Source organism: Tianweitania sediminis, assembly GCF_017813335.1.
In the GTDB taxonomy this organism is placed as follows: Bacteria; Pseudomonadota; Alphaproteobacteria; order Rhizobiales; family Rhizobiaceae; genus Tianweitania; species Tianweitania sediminis.
In genome coordinates this window covers 42,650-59,594 of record NZ_JAGIYY010000004.1, presented here as the reverse complement: position 1 = coordinate 59,594, position 16,945 = coordinate 42,650, and the positions used below count along the sequence as shown (strand labels likewise).

25 protein-coding genes and 1 pseudogene are annotated in these 16,945 nt (G+C 62.1%); 18 read left to right on the top strand and 8 right to left on the bottom strand.

The annotated features are described in order from the left end of the window. Positions 1-154: 154 nt before the first annotated feature. The 8 genes and pseudogenes from J5Y06_RS23455 to J5Y06_RS13200 form a co-directional block, all read right to left on the bottom strand. Positions 155-1,330: a tyrosine-type recombinase/integrase gene (locus tag J5Y06_RS23455; RefSeq protein WP_342453426.1), complete on the bottom strand. Its 1,176-nt coding sequence runs from the start codon at positions 1,328-1,330 to the stop codon at positions 155-157. 20 nt (positions 1,331-1,350) lie between these two features. Continuing rightward, positions 1,351-1,515: pseudogene (locus J5Y06_RS23575) on the bottom strand (helix-turn-helix domain-containing protein); the annotation flags it as partial. 2 nt (positions 1,516-1,517) lie between these two features. Beyond that, the gene (locus tag J5Y06_RS13225) at positions 1,518-1,913 is read right to left on the bottom strand and encodes a DUF4031 domain-containing protein (protein ID WP_209335657.1); all 396 of its coding nucleotides are present in this window, start codon (positions 1,911-1,913) and stop codon (positions 1,518-1,520) included. 358 nt (positions 1,914-2,271) lie between these two features. Continuing rightward, complete coding sequence (locus J5Y06_RS13220) at positions 2,272-2,538, bottom strand: hypothetical protein (RefSeq protein ID WP_209335656.1); 267 nt, start codon at positions 2,536-2,538, stop codon at positions 2,272-2,274. Further along, a complete protein-coding gene (locus J5Y06_RS13215) occupies positions 2,535-2,771 on the bottom strand; it encodes a helix-turn-helix domain-containing protein (protein WP_209335655.1) in 237 nt (78 codons plus the stop codon). Before J5Y06_RS13215 ends, J5Y06_RS13220 begins: the two co-directional genes overlap by 4 nt. Beyond that, the gene (locus J5Y06_RS13210; RefSeq protein ID WP_209335654.1) at positions 2,768-2,905 is read right to left on the bottom strand and encodes a hypothetical protein; all 138 of its coding nucleotides are present in this window, start codon (positions 2,903-2,905) and stop codon (positions 2,768-2,770) included. Before J5Y06_RS13210 ends, J5Y06_RS13215 begins: the two co-directional genes overlap by 4 nt. Before the next feature lie 96 nt (positions 2,906-3,001). Beyond that, complete coding sequence (locus J5Y06_RS13205; protein WP_209335653.1) at positions 3,002-3,265, bottom strand: hypothetical protein; 264 nt, start codon at positions 3,263-3,265, stop codon at positions 3,002-3,004. Between the two features lie 422 nt (positions 3,266-3,687). After that, positions 3,688-4,407, bottom strand: a complete 720-nt coding sequence (locus tag J5Y06_RS13200) for an XRE family transcriptional regulator (protein ID WP_209335652.1) — start codon at positions 4,405-4,407, stop codon at positions 3,688-3,690. A 77-nt stretch (positions 4,408-4,484) separates the two neighbouring features. On the opposite strand from J5Y06_RS13200, the gene J5Y06_RS13195 reads away from it, so the two are divergent. The 18 genes from J5Y06_RS13195 (at position 4,485) to J5Y06_RS13110 (ending at position 16,942) form a co-directional block, all read left to right on the top strand. Next, positions 4,485-4,775 carry a transcriptional regulator gene (locus J5Y06_RS13195; RefSeq protein ID WP_209335651.1) on the top strand — a complete coding sequence of 97 codons (291 nt, stop codon included), beginning with the start codon at positions 4,485-4,487 and terminating at the stop codon, positions 4,773-4,775. Then, positions 4,776-4,925 (top strand): hypothetical protein, encoded by a 150-nt coding sequence (locus J5Y06_RS13190; protein ID WP_209335650.1) that lies wholly within the window; start codon positions 4,776-4,778, stop codon positions 4,923-4,925. A gap of 132 nt (positions 4,926-5,057) precedes the next feature. Further along, positions 5,058-5,537 carry a hypothetical protein gene (locus J5Y06_RS13185; protein WP_209335649.1) on the top strand — a complete coding sequence of 160 codons (480 nt, stop codon included), beginning with the start codon at positions 5,058-5,060 and terminating at the stop codon, positions 5,535-5,537. After that, the gene (locus J5Y06_RS13180; RefSeq protein ID WP_209335648.1) at positions 5,537-5,776 is read left to right on the top strand and encodes a hypothetical protein; all 240 of its coding nucleotides are present in this window, start codon (positions 5,537-5,539) and stop codon (positions 5,774-5,776) included. Before J5Y06_RS13185 ends, J5Y06_RS13180 begins: the two co-directional genes overlap by 1 nt. Continuing rightward, on the top strand, positions 5,776-6,105 hold the full coding sequence (locus tag J5Y06_RS13175) for a hypothetical protein (RefSeq protein ID WP_209335647.1): 330 nt from the start codon (positions 5,776-5,778) through the stop codon (positions 6,103-6,105). Before J5Y06_RS13180 ends, J5Y06_RS13175 begins: the two co-directional genes overlap by 1 nt. After that, on the top strand, positions 6,102-6,314 hold the full coding sequence (locus J5Y06_RS13170) for a hypothetical protein (RefSeq protein ID WP_209335646.1): 213 nt from the start codon (positions 6,102-6,104) through the stop codon (positions 6,312-6,314). Before J5Y06_RS13175 ends, J5Y06_RS13170 begins: the two co-directional genes overlap by 4 nt. Then, positions 6,311-7,633 carry an SAM-dependent methyltransferase gene (locus J5Y06_RS13165; RefSeq protein WP_245247833.1) on the top strand — a complete coding sequence of 441 codons (1,323 nt, stop codon included), beginning with the start codon at positions 6,311-6,313 and terminating at the stop codon, positions 7,631-7,633. Before J5Y06_RS13170 ends, J5Y06_RS13165 begins: the two co-directional genes overlap by 4 nt. Then, positions 7,630-7,947 carry a DUF7768 domain-containing protein gene (locus tag J5Y06_RS13160; protein ID WP_209335645.1) on the top strand — a complete coding sequence of 106 codons (318 nt, stop codon included), beginning with the start codon at positions 7,630-7,632 and terminating at the stop codon, positions 7,945-7,947. Before J5Y06_RS13165 ends, J5Y06_RS13160 begins: the two co-directional genes overlap by 4 nt. After that, on the top strand, positions 7,944-8,210 hold the full coding sequence (locus tag J5Y06_RS13155; RefSeq protein ID WP_209335644.1) for a hypothetical protein: 267 nt from the start codon (positions 7,944-7,946) through the stop codon (positions 8,208-8,210). Before J5Y06_RS13160 ends, J5Y06_RS13155 begins: the two co-directional genes overlap by 4 nt. Further along, the gene (locus J5Y06_RS13150) at positions 8,210-8,692 is read left to right on the top strand and encodes a hypothetical protein (protein WP_209335643.1); all 483 of its coding nucleotides are present in this window, start codon (positions 8,210-8,212) and stop codon (positions 8,690-8,692) included. The genes J5Y06_RS13155 and J5Y06_RS13150 overlap by 1 nt, the downstream gene beginning before the upstream one ends. Then, complete coding sequence (locus J5Y06_RS13145) at positions 8,674-9,228, top strand: hypothetical protein (protein WP_209335642.1); 555 nt, start codon at positions 8,674-8,676, stop codon at positions 9,226-9,228. The genes J5Y06_RS13150 and J5Y06_RS13145 overlap by 19 nt, the downstream gene beginning before the upstream one ends. After that, positions 9,225-10,424 carry a helix-turn-helix domain-containing protein gene (locus J5Y06_RS13140; RefSeq protein ID WP_209335641.1) on the top strand — a complete coding sequence of 400 codons (1,200 nt, stop codon included), beginning with the start codon at positions 9,225-9,227 and terminating at the stop codon, positions 10,422-10,424. Before J5Y06_RS13145 ends, J5Y06_RS13140 begins: the two co-directional genes overlap by 4 nt. Further along, positions 10,384-11,067: a transcription termination/antitermination protein NusG gene (gene nusG / locus J5Y06_RS13135; RefSeq protein ID WP_209335640.1), complete on the top strand. Its 684-nt coding sequence runs from the start codon at positions 10,384-10,386 to the stop codon at positions 11,065-11,067. The genes J5Y06_RS13140 and nusG overlap by 41 nt, the downstream gene beginning before the upstream one ends. A 130-nt stretch (positions 11,068-11,197) precedes the next feature. Continuing rightward, entirely contained in the window at positions 11,198-11,575 is a 378-nt protein-coding gene (locus J5Y06_RS13130) for an HNH endonuclease (RefSeq protein ID WP_209335639.1), read from the top strand. Between the two features lie 253 nt (positions 11,576-11,828). Next, positions 11,829-13,064, top strand: a complete 1,236-nt coding sequence (locus J5Y06_RS13125) for a site-specific DNA-methyltransferase (RefSeq protein WP_209335638.1) — start codon at positions 11,829-11,831, stop codon at positions 13,062-13,064. Next, positions 13,061-13,888 carry a hypothetical protein gene (locus J5Y06_RS23090; RefSeq protein WP_245247832.1) on the top strand — a complete coding sequence of 276 codons (828 nt, stop codon included), beginning with the start codon at positions 13,061-13,063 and terminating at the stop codon, positions 13,886-13,888. The genes J5Y06_RS13125 and J5Y06_RS23090 overlap by 4 nt, the downstream gene beginning before the upstream one ends. Further along, entirely contained in the window at positions 13,872-15,593 is a 1,722-nt protein-coding gene (locus J5Y06_RS13115; protein ID WP_209335637.1) for a terminase large subunit domain-containing protein, read from the top strand. Before J5Y06_RS23090 ends, J5Y06_RS13115 begins: the two co-directional genes overlap by 17 nt. After that, positions 15,590-16,942: a phage portal protein gene (locus J5Y06_RS13110; RefSeq protein ID WP_209335636.1), complete on the top strand. Its 1,353-nt coding sequence runs from the start codon at positions 15,590-15,592 to the stop codon at positions 16,940-16,942. The genes J5Y06_RS13115 and J5Y06_RS13110 overlap by 4 nt, the downstream gene beginning before the upstream one ends. Positions 16,943-16,945 lie beyond the last annotated feature (3 nt).

The following is a 16,945-nucleotide window of genomic DNA, read 5'->3' as shown; positions in this document are numbered from 1 at the left end:
TCGCGTCGGCGAGCCGAGAAAATGCCGTCGCGGACAGATACACAAGGCATCACCTGTTTTCGCGCTTGCGCCGATACCCCGCGCTCTATAAGGGTTGCGGCGGTTCGGAGCGTAGCGCAGCCCGGTAGCGCACTTGACTGGGGGAAACAGCGGCTCAAGCCGAATTCTTCTTCTCCCGCAAGCTCTTAGAACCCACCCCCTCGCCTTCTGCGGTAAAATCTGCGGTAACTGTTGTCGCGGCTGCTTCCATTGCCGCGCGCACGTCGCTCATCTGCGCGTGCGCGTATTTCGTGGTGGTCTTCACGTCCGTATGGCCGAGCATCAACTGGGCGACGCGGAGGTTGGACTTCCGAAGCACGCGTGTCGCGGCAGTGTGGCGCGTGTCGTGGAAGCGGAAGTTGACGACGCCGGCGTCAGACACGGCGCGACGCATCGCCGTCTTCAGGCCCGCCTCCGTGAGCGGGTAGCGGGCGCCGCGCTCGAGCAAACGGCCGTCCTTCATGCGCACCGTGCGAGCGGCCTCATAGGTGAAGACCTGGTCGGGGTGCCTGCCCTGCTCGCCCCAGAAGATCTCGCGCACGCGCTCAGTCATGGGCAGGATGCGTTGCCGGCCGCCCTTGCCGATGATCGTGAACTGCTTGTTGAAGAAATCGACCCGCGTCCATTCCAAGCCGAGGATCTCCATGCGACGGCAGCCGGTCAGGAAGGCGAACTCGACCGCCAGATCGTAGCCGATCGCGAGCTCCTGCATGATCGCCGATTCCTCATCTGGCGTCGCCTCGCGCACGCGTTCCTGCGGCTCATCGAGCAGCCGGCCGGACCAATGAACTTCGCCGACCTTCACCTTCCAAACACGCTCGGCACGCAGCATGACCTGGCGCAGCGGCTGGATGACGGTTCGATTGACGGTGGCGGGGCCAACGAGGCGGCCCTCGGGCCGCTTCTTGGTGACAGAGTTCGGCACCTTGTCGCCGCGGCGGCGGGCGATCATGCGAGCGACATCGCTGTCGCTGATCTCTTCCAGGAGTTTGGTGGGGCCGAAGAAAGCCTTGAGCCATTCCATGGACCACAGCGTGGTGTCGCCATTCTTGTGATGCTGGCCGACCTCGATCCACCAGCGGGACAGCGCGACATCAAGCGTCATGCGCGGCGCGGTAAAGGCCGCTTCGGCGGCGAGCTGGGTTTTGGCCTCGGCTCGCTTCTGGTCTTCTACCTTTTTTGCTTCTCGCTTCGACGTTGCGCCCGTAGAGCCGCAAAATCGACGACCGCGTATCCGGAAGTCGTAGGCGTAGACGCCCGACGCGTCACCTTTTCGGATGAAGACGGACACAGGGTTTTCCTTCTCTTCTCCATCCAGGCTTCGAGATCAGCGCGGTCGAACCGAGGCGCTTCGCGTTGCGTGCCGAAGCCAATGTTGATGTAGGCCAGTTCTCCTGCCTTTCGGGCGCGATTGAGCGTCTTCAGGCCGATGCCAAGTTCCCGTGCGGCTTCGACCGGTGTCAAGAGCTGGTTCATGGTTAGCCGTCCTTCAGCCGATCGGCGTATGCGGCGGTGGCGAAGTGGTCGGGGAACAGCGGCGCGGCTTCGGCAGTCTGCCGCGCACGAAGGCTGGCTATGCGCTCAAGTTTAGTCTGGTCGCCTTTGCGGCGGGCTTCGTATTCCAGCGGGCCATAGCGATCGGTCTCAATGGCGCCGAAGCGTATCGCCATGGCACGTTTGCTTTGCGCAATGTCGAAGTGCTCCCATGACGCGTTCATGCCGATCACGCCAGCGCTTGCCGGTCGCTGGAACCACTTACGGGCAACCCCTATCCGATCGGCCATGGCGAACAGCTCATCGCGCGTGTCCGCCCACATGTGGCACATAACCATGCGCCCGAAGGAGGCTTTCATGTCGTCGACATAGACAGCCATCAGGAAGATCCCTTAGGCGCAAGGCCAAGCGTCTCTGGATGCGCTTTCGCATCGGCAATACCTCTGTCATACCCCACCTGTTCGATGGTTCTAAGCTGCTCCCGGTGCCTTGCTGCTTGAGCGAAATAAGCTTTTGCGAAGTCGGTGCTCTCGTTGTGCAAGGCAGCCCATGCATCAGCCGCGTCTTGCTCCGCACGCCGCAAAGCTTCGACAAGCCCATGCTCGGAACCCTTAATCAGGCACGCGCAAGTCTGATCCTCAGCTCGGCCGAAGTGCTTGCGCGCCTCGTGTTCTGATGTGAAAACCTCGTCGCAGTGGAAGCATCGCCACGCCAGCTCTGCTGTGACCTGAGACGCCATCACCAAACCTTCCTTGCCATGCTGTCGGTCGGCTGGCCGCCGGCGGCGATGTGCCCGTCAAACCAGGCGCGGCGCTCTTCTGCCGATAGCGGATCGCCATCGGCATTGGTGAAACTGTCGTCCTCGTCGAGGAGCTGCTTGAAGATTGGCGCGCAGGGCTCACACAGGGCGCCTTCCGATTCCCGGAAGTACAAATGGCCCTTGCGGATCCAGCCGCCGCAGCACGTGCAGCGGAGCGCGCCGTCGCAATCGGGATCGTCGATCATGGCTGCCGATCCCCGCGCAGGCAGTAACCCAGACCGGCGGCGCCATCGATCCGATAACCCAACTTGCGTAGCCGATTGACGTGGCGATTTACTGTGCGCGTGGTTGTGGAGAGCCGCGCCGCCAGATCGGCGCCGCGCACAATGAACGATGAGCGCAGGATTTCGAGCGTCTGGTTGGTCTTTTGCTCTGGGGCTGCCGTGCTGACGCTGAGAGCAATCGTCTTCTCGGTCATAGGAACTCCCAAAACAAACAGATGCCAAGCGCCACGAAGACGAGCGTGCCGAACGCGGCCAGAATACCGGCCTGCAGAAGCGGATCCGACTTCGGCTTGGCGATGGGGGTGAACGGGTTGCGTGCAGGGCTCATAGCCAGCAGCCCAGGAGCAGCGACACGCCGGTGGCGAAGATCCCCATGCCGACGAGGCCGGCGAGATCCTGAGCGAAGTCCTTGAGCGCGGCCATGTCAGGCGACCCGACTTTCAGCCTCGCGAGCACGACGGTCCTCAATGGCGCGGTCGCGGGCGGCGTCTAGGTGGCGGATTATTTCCGCGCGGGTGAAATCCCCTTCGCCTTCCAAGAACAGCATGTCGACGTCGACGAGCCGGTCGTTAAAGCGGAGGCGGTCGATAATGCCGGCAAGGCCGTTGACGATGGCCTCATCAGAAGGCTGGGCGGCGGATGCCCTTACAGGCTTAGCAGCCGGTTCGGCAGAACGGATCTGAATCATTGAGTTTGACTCCATCGCGGGATGCGATGAAGCGAAATAAAGCAAAACTCAAAACATCATGCAAGCAGAACTTTAAATCTAGCTGCTCGCAATTTGCGACTCGACTCCTGCGCCGGAAGAATCAATCATAGAACGGAATGAGAACAAGAGGCGTGTAAGGATGTCATCGCTGCCCACCCGAGAAGCTCTTCTAGGAGAAGTCTCCTCGATTCAAATCGAATGCCAAGATTGCGGCCGCAAGCGTTGGTGGAAACCAGCTCAGATTTTGCGCAACGGCGTAACCAGGCACACGCCTATTTCATGTCTCAGCAATCGTCTGTTCTGCCAACCCTGCCGCGACACAGGCTCCGTCGCCAAGGCTATAACAGTGCAGGTAGCATTTCGAACGGAGCTTGCTCAGCTGCGGGGTGAAGCTCACTTCCTCAGAACCCAACCAGCTCCCGAAGCGGAATTACCCGATAAACGCGTTTCAACGCGTAGACGTTGAACGTGACTTCCTTGGGCGGGTTGTACTGCATACAAACCAACTCACCACCCGCCCGCCTCACCAGGCGCTTGATGTAAGCCTTCCCGACTGTTTCGCCTTCCTCTGGAAACATCTCGATGACGATATCATCCCCTGACACCGCCGTGCGCGAACTGCAGTAGATCATATCGCCTGGTTCGAAGCGGGGCTCCATGCTGTCGCCTATGACGTGGACGGCGAAAACGTTGTTGAGGTGCGCAATACCGGGCGGACGCCTGGTGTAGCCAATAATCTGACCGTTGAACGTGAAATCGCCCTCTTCGCCCCCAACGCTGGCTCCGAGGATTTGAACGTCATTTGGCCCAGCCGGAAAGGGAGCGGGATCAGAGACGATTTCCGCCTCGTTGAGCTTGGAGCTGCTAGCATCCTCCTCGTTGAAGATAACCCTGCCTTTGCCGAGCGCTACAGCGTCGACCTGCAGGAATTCAGCGACTGACAGGAGGTTTTGAGTGGAAGGGAGATTTCGTCCCGTCTCCCAATTCCCTACCGCGGCAGTGTCAATGCCAAGGTGTGCAGCCACCTCGCGCATGACCTTCCCGCGCCGTGTGCGAGCCTCACGGATCGCGGCACCGATTGCTGCAGACTTCTCGTTTTTCGCTCTAGCCATGAGCAGCATTTGCAAGCTCGCCTTTAAAGCGGTCCATAAAAGTATCGCTTGTATATATTTTTGAGTTTTGCTTAAAGTCGCGACCCATGAGACATGCGACCCCTGAAGATGCCCTTGTTGCCGCTGTGCAAGCCGCTGGATCGTTCAGTGCACTTGCCAGGATGCTCGGCATTACGCCGCAGGCGGTGCAGCAGTGGCGCATCGTTCCTGCGGCGAAGGCGCTTCAGGTCGCGCAGCTCTGCGGCGTATCCGTTCAGGAGCTGCGCCCGGACATCTTCGGTTCTCCTGCTCCAGCCGGCACCACCTCCCTGTCGGCGGGCGGCGCGGCCGGTCCCGTGACGGGGGTTCCGGGACCGGCCGTTGCGGAGGGCTGCTGAATGACTTGGCTTGAGATCCTTCTGCTCGCCGTTTCTGCCGTCCAGTCGCTGCTGATGTGCGTGTTCGCGTCGCGCGAGCGTGCCATGCGCCTGCCGATGCCGCCGCGTTTCGACACCGCTGCCGATCTCGATCGGGAGCTGCGCCCATGATGTTTGCTTTGCTTCCATGCGGTCCCCCGTAAGCGCCTGACGTCCGCTTTCTGACTCCACCTGAACCGTCCTTCCACGGGACTTTTCGCCGGTTTGTCCCGGCGACGGCTTTTTGTTGCCGAAAGAGAGCCAATGACCCCCGCCGATCTCGCCCTTATCAAGAATGCGCAGAACCAGCTGATCACGCTGTGCGGCGGTATCGATGCCGCGAAGCTGATCTCCGGCTACGGCCGAAGCACTGTCGGTCGTTGGGCGGATGTCGGTGATCCGACCATCATGCCGACGCCAGCAAAGATCAGGCTTCAGAAGCACTGCAAGCTGCCACTGGTTACGTCGGCCGAAGCCCTGATCTTCGGTCGCCGGCTGAGTGACCCGGTCGAGGAAGACTCCTCCGAGAAGTGTCTGATGACGGTGCTTGCCGGGATCTTCGCCGGGAAGGGCGAGCTTAGCTCTTATTTCGCGATCGCGATCGCCGATGGCGTCTTGTCGGCCAACGAATTGACCGGGTTAGACCGACTGGTCGCCGAGTTGGTTCGCGGTGCCGAAGAATATCAGAAGGCTTCTGCGGCAGCTAAGGCCAAAGGCGGGTTGAAGCTGGCGAGGGCTGGCTGATGAAAACGCTCCTCCTCATCAAGGATCGTCAGTGCCGATATCCGCTTTCCGGCGAAGGTGACGCGACGCGCTTCTGCGCAGCCGAGGTTTCGGCAGATCGCTGGGCCGGCGGGCGTAGCGGCGACCGTTACTGCGACAAGCATCGCGACCTGTGTTCGACGGGTCGGCGTCAGCTCGCGCCGCGCGAACACCTGCCCGCCTATTGGGCGAAGCGCTCCTCGAGCGGGAGGCTTGCCTGATGGCTGCGCCGGTTCCCGTCACGCTGACCGTACAGCTGCTGCCGAAGGCGTTTGCCAACCTACAAGAGCAGGCGAAGGCCAAGGGATACACAGCCAACAAGTACACGCAGCTGCTGTTCGACGCGGCCTTTGCCGCGCGGATCGGCCAAGTGCGTGGCGCGCCCGCCACGGATGCTGAACTGGATGAACAGGTGCGGCTCGTTTTCGCCTGCTGTGGCGAGGCCGAGCCCGCGGCGATCGCCAAAGCGACCGGCCTGCCGATCGAGCGTGTCGAGCTGGTGCTCGACGGGCTGAAGCAGGCGGCGAAGGCAAAGGGGAAGCGGCGGTGACAGGATCCCCTTGCCTGCAATGTCCATTGCCGGAGTGCAACGAAGCTTCCAAGCGCTGCCTGCTGCGGCGCGGCTTCAATGCCGTGCAGAACAAGAAGCGGCGCGACCTGGCTTCTGTCACGGCCGAAGAGCGGCAGGCTTACAACGAGCACTTCTACATCTGGACGATGGAGAAGCGGGCTCGCGTTTCCGAGGGGTGCGCGGGATGAACGTCGCAGTTTCTGCCGACGCCTCCGACCTCGCTGCAACCGTTGAGCGCGCCCGCGCCTTGCTCGACGATGGTGACGTGTTTGATGCCAAGATGCTGGCGAGCGCAGCCTATGAGCAGGCCAAGCTTGCCGGCAAACTCGCAGAGCGAATGCGGGCTGGCGAACGCCTCGTTGCGAAAGCGCGACGGCTGCAGGGCGATGCCCTGCTGATCGAAACGCGGGCCAAGATTCGCATCGCCGCCGAATGGGACGCTGCCCAGGACGCAGGCGAAGCTGCCACACGCGGGCGCCCGAAAAACGTTCCAGACGAGAACGTTTTTACCGCCGAAGAAGCAGGCCTGACCCGCAAGGAAATCCACGAAGCGCGGAAGCTCGCCGCGGCAGAAGAACGTGAGCCGGGCATTGTCGAGCGTGCCATTGCGGCGCGGATCGAAGCAGGTCTGGCGCCGAACCGGGCGAACCTGCGCGCGGCGGTCGGTACACATTCCGCGTCCAAGGAAGAGCGCGGCAACAATCTTTACGAGACGCCGGTCGAGGCCATGCGCACCTTGCTCGCGCTCGAACGGTTCGGCCCGCGTGTGCTGGAGCCTTCGTGCGGTCGCGGCGCAATCGCGCGACCGCTGGAAGATGCCGGCTACACCGTCCTGCTGTCCGACCTGGTCGATTACAGCACGGCCACCCGCGACGGCGAATGCCAGTTCGTGCGTGACTTTATCGAATTGGAACCGATCGGCGGCTGCCCCGACATCGTGACCAACCCGCCTTATGGAGCGGTACTCAACGCCTATGTCGCGCATGCACTGCGCGTGCACCGGCCGCGCAAAATGGCGCTGCTTCTCAACCTGAACTTCCTGTGCGGTTTCGAGGATCCCGAGCGAAACTTCGCCATGGATGACAACCCACCGGCACGCGTGTGGGTGTTCAAGCGCCGGTTGCCGATGATGCACCGGGACGGCTGGGACGGGCCGGAAGCCTCGAGCCGGATGAACACGGCCTGGTTCATCTGGGAACGCCAGCCGGACGGCTCCTATGGCGACCGGACCTTTATCACGCGAGTCGACTGGAAAGCGTTCGAAACCAACCCCGCTCTTGGGCCTGATACGGCACGCTTGCCGGATGGCGAGATCGTCTGGGTGCGCGGCGACGAAGGTTTCGCTGCCGAGATCGACGGGCGCGTCATCGGATCGGTCGACCTTCGCGGCGATCATTGGGCCTGGACGATCTATGGCCACCCACTCGAGGGTAAGGCGCAGAAGGAAGGTGCGGCGCGCATGGCGCTCGCGCATGCCTGGCTGCGGCTGAAGGCAGGTGCGGCGTGAGGCTTGTCATTCTCGAGAGCCCTTTCGCCGGCGACGTCGCCGCCAACCTCGCCTATGCGCGCGTCGCGCTGCGCGACTGCTTCATGCGGTGCGAAGCGCCCATCGCGTCGCACCTGCTCTACACACAGCCCGGTGTGCTGAACGACCTCGACCCTGCCGAGCGCGCGCTGGGGATCGAAGCAGGGCTGCTGTGGGGGCGCTTTGCCCAGGCCACAGTGGTTTACCAGGATCGCGGCATCAGCTTCGGCATGCAGCAGGGCATCGAGCGGGCTTACCGGGAGGGCCGCGCGGTCGAGTTCCGGAGGCTCCTATGAGCGCCTTCGCGACCCTCGTCGGCGCTCAAACCGACCGCGACCGAGCCGCGGCGCTTTTAACCGCGCCGGTTTTCGACCTGATTGGCTTTCGTGCGAGCTTCCGCAATGCGTGTGTTGCCGCTGATTTCCCTGCTGGCGTGGCGTATCTCGACGCCTTGTTTGCGGCCTGCGCCAAGCCCTGTCACCGAGGAGTGTTCAGCAGCTGGGGACTGGACGGCGCGCGCCAGGACCTCCTGACCCTGATCGACCAGGTGCCCGACTGATGGCCGCACCGCGTCGAGACCTGCCGAAACACGCGCCAATCACCAAGCACGGCTTTGCCGAAGGCTTCGCGCGGCGCGTCGATCGACAGCGGACAGCTCGGCAGATCCAGCGCGACGCGGAAGAGCGGGCGCAGGCGATCCTCGCGCTCGGGAGAGAGAACTTTGAAGCGGCGCAGCGCGCGGCGGCAGACGTCTTCGCCCACGCGCAGGCCGACATCGCCAAGGTGCTGCAGGAGCAGCCCGATTATCAGGCGCTGATCCGCAGCAAGACTTACCTCATCATCCGGCGCGTTGTGGATCGGCACGGCATCGCCTTTTCTGCCTTGATGCAGCTGCAGCGCAAGAACGCTGCTGCCGCACGGGCGCGTGCCGAAGCCGTGCGCGAGATCGAGCGCGCGCTTCCCTTGCTTTCCGAGGAAGACATCGGCGCGCTGTTCGGCGTAACCGGCAGGACCGTGCGCAAATGGCGGGGGCAAGGGTGACCGAGCCCTCCACCCGTCAGAAGGATGCGCTGTTCCTGCGCTTTATCCGCCAGCTCATGGTTGATGTCGCGCCCGGTGAATGGCTGCACTCGGCCGATGAGAATGGCCAGATGATCGATGCGCGCGGGCCAACTGGCGAGCTCACGCCCATTTGCCGATTCGACGTTATGGCAACCCGCCACGAGATGCGCCTTATCGCTGACGCGCCTTTAATCCTCGGCTTTCTGCTGCGGTTGCTCGATCGGGCCTTTGGCGAGATTCGGGACCTGAAGGCGCAGCTGCGCCCTGAGACAGCCCGCACCCGCGACTGGAAGGACTATGCCGCCGAAGCCGCTATGCAATGCGGCAAGCCGGCGTTCCGCGTCTTCCTTCAGGAGCGGCACGGGCTCGAACGCCCGCTGACTGATGAGCGCGTGGCGCAGAAGCTACGCTCAGTTCTTGCTGTGAAATCCCGCCGCGAACTCAACGAAGACCAGGCTGCTGCGCAGCGATGGGTCTCGCTTCGCAGTGACTTCGAAGTTTGGAAGAGAACATGACCGGCCCTCGCCTTTCCATCATCCCTGCGCGGGCCGCAACCGACCCGGCGCTGAAACCGCGCGACCTTCAGGTTCTTTGCGTGCTTGGCCGCCACACTGACGATCTCGGCTGGTGTCGCAAAAGCCAGGTGAAGATGGCCGACGAGATGGGCTGCGCACGCTCCACAGTGTTCGAGGCCGTCGAGCGGCTGGTGAAAGCTGGCTACCTGGAACGCTACGTCCAGGACGAAGTCAGCGGCCGGGATAGCCCGCACGTCTACCGCGTCATCCTCGACCCGGTGCACCCGCGCGTGGAGGCGATTCGCGATGCCGATGACCCCTGCCGATATACCGGCACCCCTGCCGATATACCGGCACCCCCTGCCGGTCCTGAGCCGGCACCCCCTGCCGGTCCTGAGCCGGCACCTAAGAACGACCCTTTCAGAACGACCGATTCTGAACGAAGCGAGAGAGAGGGCGCGCGCGAAGGCGAAAAGGAAAACGCGAGGCAGGTCGAGGCAACGTTCTGGAAGCTGGTGAAACACTGGCCGGGCTTCGACGGAATGCCAAAGGAGCCGGCCAAGCGTGCCTGGTTTGCGCTTTCGGCTGAGGATCGAGCCGAAGCGGAAGCTAAGTTTCCGGCCTGGTTGGCGCTGCTCAAGGCGCAGCGGAAAAGCCACACGCCGGCACCTTCCACCTATTTCAGCGAGCGGTTGTGGACGGCTGTGCCAGACGCACCCGATGAGCCGCCGAAGCCCTTGGACGCGCCGCCCTTCGGGCCGCTCTGGAACGCCATGCGCTTTCGGGCACTGCTTACCGAGCCGCCGGTTGCGGGACCGAAGGCCTCGGCGCTGATCGAAGAACTGATGGCGCGGCAGGACGCCGTCGGCCGGCAGGAACGGCTTTCGCGCCAAGCGCGCTACGGCTGGCCAAAAATCAACAGCTTGCACGACCGCGCTATCAACCGGCGCGGCATTGCCGTCGATCCGCGGCACGAGGCGCTGCAGCAGCTGATGGAGCCTGTAGTGCGCGACGGTGAGCTTTGGAAGGCCTGGCGGGCTGAGCACGAGAAGCGCGGATGGCCTTGGATTCCCGACCCCGGGGGGATGCGTGCGGTGTGGTTCCCGAAGGGGGGACCTGAGCGGTTGGCGGACTTCGAAGCGGCGGTGCGAGGGAATGATGACGGGCAACAAAGCCAAAGCGCTGCAGCGGAGTGAAGCTGGGTGGGTCGATCCGCAGGGCAAGATCATCAGCACAGAACGAGCGGAAGCGGCAGGCGAGCGGGCTCAGCAGCTGAGCCGTCGCAGCCAAGCGCTGCTGGCTGCAGCGGGTATGAGCGAGCCTGACAGGCAGTGGTATGTGATCCGAGTCGATTACCGGCAAGAGAAGGTTGTGGAAAACCTGCTGCACGATGCCAGAATCGAAGGATGGCTGCCGATGCAGAAGATCGAGCCGAAGCGGCGTGGTGGGCGAAAGCATCAGTCGGACCAGCCTACCTTCCAGATCGCTTGGCCTGGGTACATGTTCGTTCGGGTGGCCAATCGAGCACATGCGTGGCTTGGGGTTGCCGGCGTCAAACACGTGCGTTCTGTGCTTGGTTACAATGAACGGCCTGTCCCTGTTTCAGACGACGAAATCATACGCTTACGCTGCCTTCTTGAGAAAGATCCTGATGCTGGAAAGGCTCAGGCTCTGGCGTTCAAGCTGGGTCAGAAGGTGCGGATTGTGGACGGTCCATTCGCTTCATACAGCGGCACTGTCGACAGCGTTGATGAGTTCCGCGTGTGGCTGGAGGTCGCAATCTTCGGCCGCTCAACCATCGTTGAACTTGATCTTGCGCAAGTTGCGAAAGGCCGCTAGCGAGTCTGCCCCAGGAGACCTGAAAGAGTCGCACCTCCCAAGTTCAGAGTGGAGGGACCGCGCCATCAGGCCCAGGCCAGCCGTGACGGGATGTCATCAGGTTGGCCGCGCTGGGGATGATTCCGCTTACATGGCACGATTGAAGAGCTTGGCACCGCGCATTGGCGCGTTGCCTCCTCGCATTGGCACGGCTGGACTGAGCGAGCAGGAGCGTCTGCGAGCACGTGATCGCAGCCAGGCTTGGCGTGCTTGGTATGGAACGGCTCGATGGCAAAAGCTGCGCGAGTCCGTCTGGATCCGCGACGGGTTGGTTTGTCAGCAGACGGGCATCCTCTGCATCGGCAAATACCCAGCCGACAATAGCCCCGTGGCTGACCACATCATTGCGCATCGAGGCGACCCCGAATTGTTCTGGGACCCTGCCAACATCCAGACGGTGTCGAAGGGCTACCACGATCGCACCAAGCAGTCGCAGGAGCGGACCAGGGGGGGTGGGTCGAAAGTCTAGGCCCGTCGAAGGCCTACACCCGCGTCCCCCCCATTCAGAGATTTTTTTCGCACGGCGCGGATTTTCAGCGGGTTCTGGCATAGTCGGCGTTTCCCTGCTCCTCTCAGCCATAGCGAAAAGGGAAGCAGCAACAGCGACTTAGCGTCTGCCGTTGCTTTGCAGAATCTGCAATTCAACGCCTGAGCGGACCTATTTTTTTACGGAGCTGTTTGTGACGGATGGGTTGACCACATGGCCGGCTGAGAAGGTCGAGATGCGCGCGCTCTCGGAGCTGCGGGCATACTCGCGAAACAGCCGCACCCACAGCCCGGAGCAGATTGCCCAGCTTGCCGCTTCAATTCGGCAGTGGGGCTGGACGGTGCCGGTGCTGGTCGATGAGACTGGCGAGATTATTGCCGGACACGGGCGTGTGCTTGCCGCTCGCGAACTCGACCTGCAGCAAGTTCCCTGCATGGTGGCGGCAGGATGGTCGGATGCGCAGAAACGCGCCTATGTCATCGCCGACAATCGCCTGGCGGAGAACGCGGGCTGGGACGATGACCTGCTTGCCGAAGAGATGCGCGCGATCGCCGATGCAGGTTTTGAGGCAGGTCTCGTCGGATTCACTGAGGATGAACTTGCCGACCTGCTGAACGTGGCGGTCGCCGGCAATACCGATCCCGACGATGTTCCGCCGGTTCCCGTGGTGGCGACCTCGCGACCAGGTGATCTCTGGATCCTCGGAAAGCATCGCATCCGCTGCGGCGATAGCACGGACGCAGACGGCGTCGCGCATCTGCTGAATGGCGTGAAGCCGCATTTGATGGTCACCGATCCACCGTACGGAGTGGAATATGACGCGTCGTGGCGGGGCAAAGCCAAGGGCGGTGACGGCGAGCGGACCAGCCTTGGCGTTCATGCCACCGGCAAGGTCCTCAACGACGATCGTGCGGATTGGCGTGAAGCATGGGCTCTGTTCCCTGGTGACGTCGCCTATATCTGGCACGCCGGCCTTTTCGCGGGTGTTGTCGCCGACAGCCTTCTTGCAAGCGGTTTCACGCTGCGTTCGCAGATCGTTTGGAAGAAGAGTAATTTTGCGATTGGCCGCGGCGATTACCATTGGCACCATGAGCCATGCTGGTACGCCGTGCGCGGCAAAGGTCACTGGTCTGGCGATCGCAAGCAGTCGACGATCTGGGAGATTCCGAAGCCGCAGAAGTCGGAAACTGGTCACAGCACGCAGAAGCCCGTGGACTGCATGCGCCGGCCGATGCTCAACAACTCGTCGCCCGGTCAGGCGGTTTACGAGCCGTTCTCGGGTTCAGGGACAACCATCATCGCAGGCGAAATGGAGAACCGTTGCGTCTTCGCGATGGAGCTGAACCCCGCCTATGTCGACGTCGCTGTGCGCCGCTGGCAGGAGTTTACGGGCGGCCAGGCGACGCTGGACGGAGACGGGCGCACCTTCGACGCTGTTGCGCTCGAGCGGAAGCAGGCAGAAGCCGCGTGACCGCTTCTCACCTCATCATCGCTGATCAGGCTGAAGCGCCAGCTGGTCTGGTCGGGCACGCGCTCTTTGCCTGGCGCGCCGCGGTTGAAAGTCTCGGACCGCGGATGATCGCGCGTTCTGAGCTTCTCACGCTAGAAGCTGCCTGCCGTGCCTGGGCTCGGTGGAAGGCGCTGGAAGAAAAGATCGCTGAGATTTCGCGCGGGAATGTTCTCGCCGGCGAGCTGTCCAAGGCCAGCAACGGCACATTGCAGGCTTCCGCACTGCGAGCCGCCGCCGATTCCGCACTGGAGGAATGGAAGAAGACGGCCGGAGCCTTCGGCATCGCCCTCCCAACCGCTGCAGCTCCCGTTCCGGAGACCGACCTCTTTGGATATCCAAATAGACCGGGTAGAGGGCAGGCAGGCCGCCCCCGGTTTCAGCCTACGCCGCGCGACCGCAATCGCGTCCGGCTGCTACTCGCTTTGGGATGGACAAACCCACGCATCGCAAGTGCGCTCGAAATCTCGCTGCCGACCCTTCATCGCTACTTTGATGGGATCTTGAAGCAGCGTGACCTCATGCGCGATCGCCTGGATGCTCGGCGCTTCGAAATTGCCATGGAGCAGGCGAACACCGGCAGCATCGCGGCCTTAAAGGAGCTCGGCCGGATGATCGAACGCTCTGACATGATGCACGTAGAGGCCGAGATGGGGTCGCGGCCGGCTGAAACGCTGCCGGCCGAAAAGCCCGGCAAAAAGATCGTAGATGCGCAGCTGGCGATGGACGCCGATGCGGATCTGATGGCTGAACTGGAAAACGAGGCAATCAGTGCAGCCCGCCACTGACGAACTCCCGCGCTTCGCGTGCCCGGATTGGTGGGACAAGCTACGGGCTGGGCAAACGCCCATGCCTGAGGTGCCGCTCAACCGCGAGAAGGCGGCGAAGGCCCTCGCCTTCTTCAATCGTCTAAGGCTGCCGGATGTGCCGGGTACTCCGACGCTGGCGGAAGCCTGTGGTGATTGGTTCCGGGACATCCTCTGCGCCTTTTTGGCAAGCGAAGATCCCGAAACCCGCCAGCGGCTCGTCTGGGAACTTCTTTGCATGGTGCCAAAGAAGAACTCGAAGACCACCTACGTCGCCGCTCTGGGACTGACGGCCCTTTACCTCGAAGAGGCACCGAACCGGCAAATGCTGATCGTGGCGCCCAGCCAGAACATCTCGGAGCGCTGCTTTGACCAGGCTCAGGGCATGATCCGCCTCGACGATCGCCTGAACAAGATCTTCAAGGTGCAGGATCACCTGAAGTGTATTTCGCGGCGCAAGACCGGCACGGAACTCAACGTCAAGACCTTCGACACGTCCATCGTCACGGGTGAAATCCCGATCCTCACGATCATCGACGAGCTGCACGAGCTGGGAAAGAAGCCGAAGGCGGCGGCGGTCATGCAGCAGATCCGCGGCGGAGGTATCACCAAGCAGCGCGGCCAGGTGCTGATGATTACCACGCAGTCGGACGAGGCGCCGACTGGCATCTGGGAGACCGAGCTAAAAAAAGCCCGCGCCATCCGTGTGGGCAAGGGCGGCGCGGCGCCGATCATGCTTCCTGTGTTGTACGAGTTCCCGGTCGAACAGCAGCTCGACGCAGCCTACTGGCGTGATGCCCGCCACTGGAAGAGCATCCTCCCGAACTTGGATCGCTCGATCGACAGTCAGGCGCTCATCGACGACTACGAGAACAACGGCAAGGTCAACAAGGAAGCCGAGCAGATCTGGGCCAGCCAGCATCTGAATATCGAAATTGGCGTGGGCCTCGGTGGCGATGGCTGGTCGGGCGCTCCGCACTGGATGTCCTGTGTCGATAGCAGCCTGAAGGGATTGGATGAGCTTCTCGCCCGCTCTGAAGTTTGCACGATCGGCATCGATTGGGGAGGCGCAGACGATTTAGCGGCGCTCTATGTGATCGGCCGCGAGAAGAAGACGAAGCGGTGGCTTGGCTGGGGTAAGGCATGGGCGCGCCGGACCGTCTTTGAGCAGCGCAAGGGCATCGCGTCTCGACTCCGACAGTTCGAGCAAGACGGCGATCTGATCATCGCTGCCAATGGCGAAGAGCAAGCAATGTCTGCGGCTGCAATTTGCCGACGCGTGGCAGACAGCGGCCTTCTACCTGAGCAGGCGGGGATTGGTCTCGACAGCGCCGGTGTGGCGCTTCTGCTGGACGCGCTCGAAGATGAGGAACTGACGCAGCCGCTCGTTCAATCCGTTGCCCAGGGATGGAAGCTGCAAACGGCCGTTTCGTCGGTTCCGCTGAAGCTTGAGGATCGCCGCTTTCTGCATGGTGATCAGGCGATCATGGCCTGGTGTGTCGGCAACGCTAAGCAGACGCTGCGCGGCAGCAACTATGTGGTGACGAAGGAAGTTTCCGGCGCCACGAAGATCGACATGCTGATGGCCTTGTTCAATGCAGCGATGCTGATGTTCCAGAATCCCGAGGCTAGCCTCGGTAACGATCTGGGCGACTATCTTGCCTCCAAGCCGGAAATGTTCGCATGACACTTATGCAGCGGATCAAGTCCAGCTTAAGCGTCTTCGACCGTCGTTCGGTTAAGCTGACCGATGGTGCGGACAAGTGGTTGGCTGACAAGGGAAACCATGCCGGCAAGCGTGTCACTGCGGAAACGACGCTGAACCTTTCGACTGCCTGGCGCTGCATCCGACTGAAGTCGGGAGTGGTCGGCGCGCTCCCGATCCAAGTGTACGAGCGTAAGTCGGACGGTGGATCCGTGATCATGAAGAACCACTGGCTCTATGAGCTGGTGCATGACAGCCCCAATAGCGAACAGACGCCTGCGGAGTTCTGGGGCGGGATGATCGCCGCGCGTGACCTTTGGGGCAATGCCTATGCTGAAAAGCAGATGGTCGGTGATCGCGTCGTTTCGTTGCGCTTCCTACGGCCTGATAGAATGCACGTCTTCCGCAAGAATGGCGAGCGGCGATACCGGTACTCGGACCGTGATGGGAGCAAGGAATATGGAAGTCGCGAGATCTTCCATCTGCGCGGTTTTACGTTGGGCGGTGACATCGGTCTCTCCGCTGTCTCCTATGGCCGCCACACTCTCGGACTTGCGCTCGCATCAGACGAAACCGCGGCCAAAACTTTTCAAAACGGCCTTCAGCTTTCCGGCTTCGCAAAGCCGGACGCTTCGGTGAAATCAAACGCCGAACAGCGCAAGGAGCTAATGGAACTGTTCGCGCAGTTCGCAGGATCTTCTCAGACAGGCAAGGTCATGCCGCTTCCGGGCGGATGGTCTTTCGAGGCGCTGTCAATGTCGCCAGCCGATGCGCAATTGCTGGAAAGCCGGGCGTTCAACGTCGAGGAAATCTGCCGCTGGTATGACACCCCACCGATTCTGGTAGGGCATGCCGGCAAGGGGCAGACCATGTGGGGATCCGGTGTCGAGCAGATCTTGCTTGGTTGGGTCACCCTTGATCTGGACCCACTGCTGACCGGAACCGAGCAAGCCATCGTCAAACAGCTACTTGGGCCAGTCGAGCGAAAGCGGTTCTATGCCGAGTACACGCGAGAAGCCCTGCTGCAGGCCGACAGCGCTGCAAAGGCAGCTTTCCTGTCGACCATGACGCAAAACGGGCTGATGACCCGAAACGAAGGTCGTTCCAAGCTCAACCTGTCCCGCATTGATGGCGGGGATGAACTCACAGCGCAGACGAACCTGGCGCCTCTCTCTGCACTCGGTCAAGCGGCCGGCGGGGCCGGACCGGCGCAGCAAGTACGCACCGCCCTGATCGATTTCCTGTTCGGCAGCAGTCTGGAAACAGCCATCGACCAACGCGTGCGGCAGATCGAGCAGAGCCGCAACGTGATCGAGCACCACGAGGACTAATCT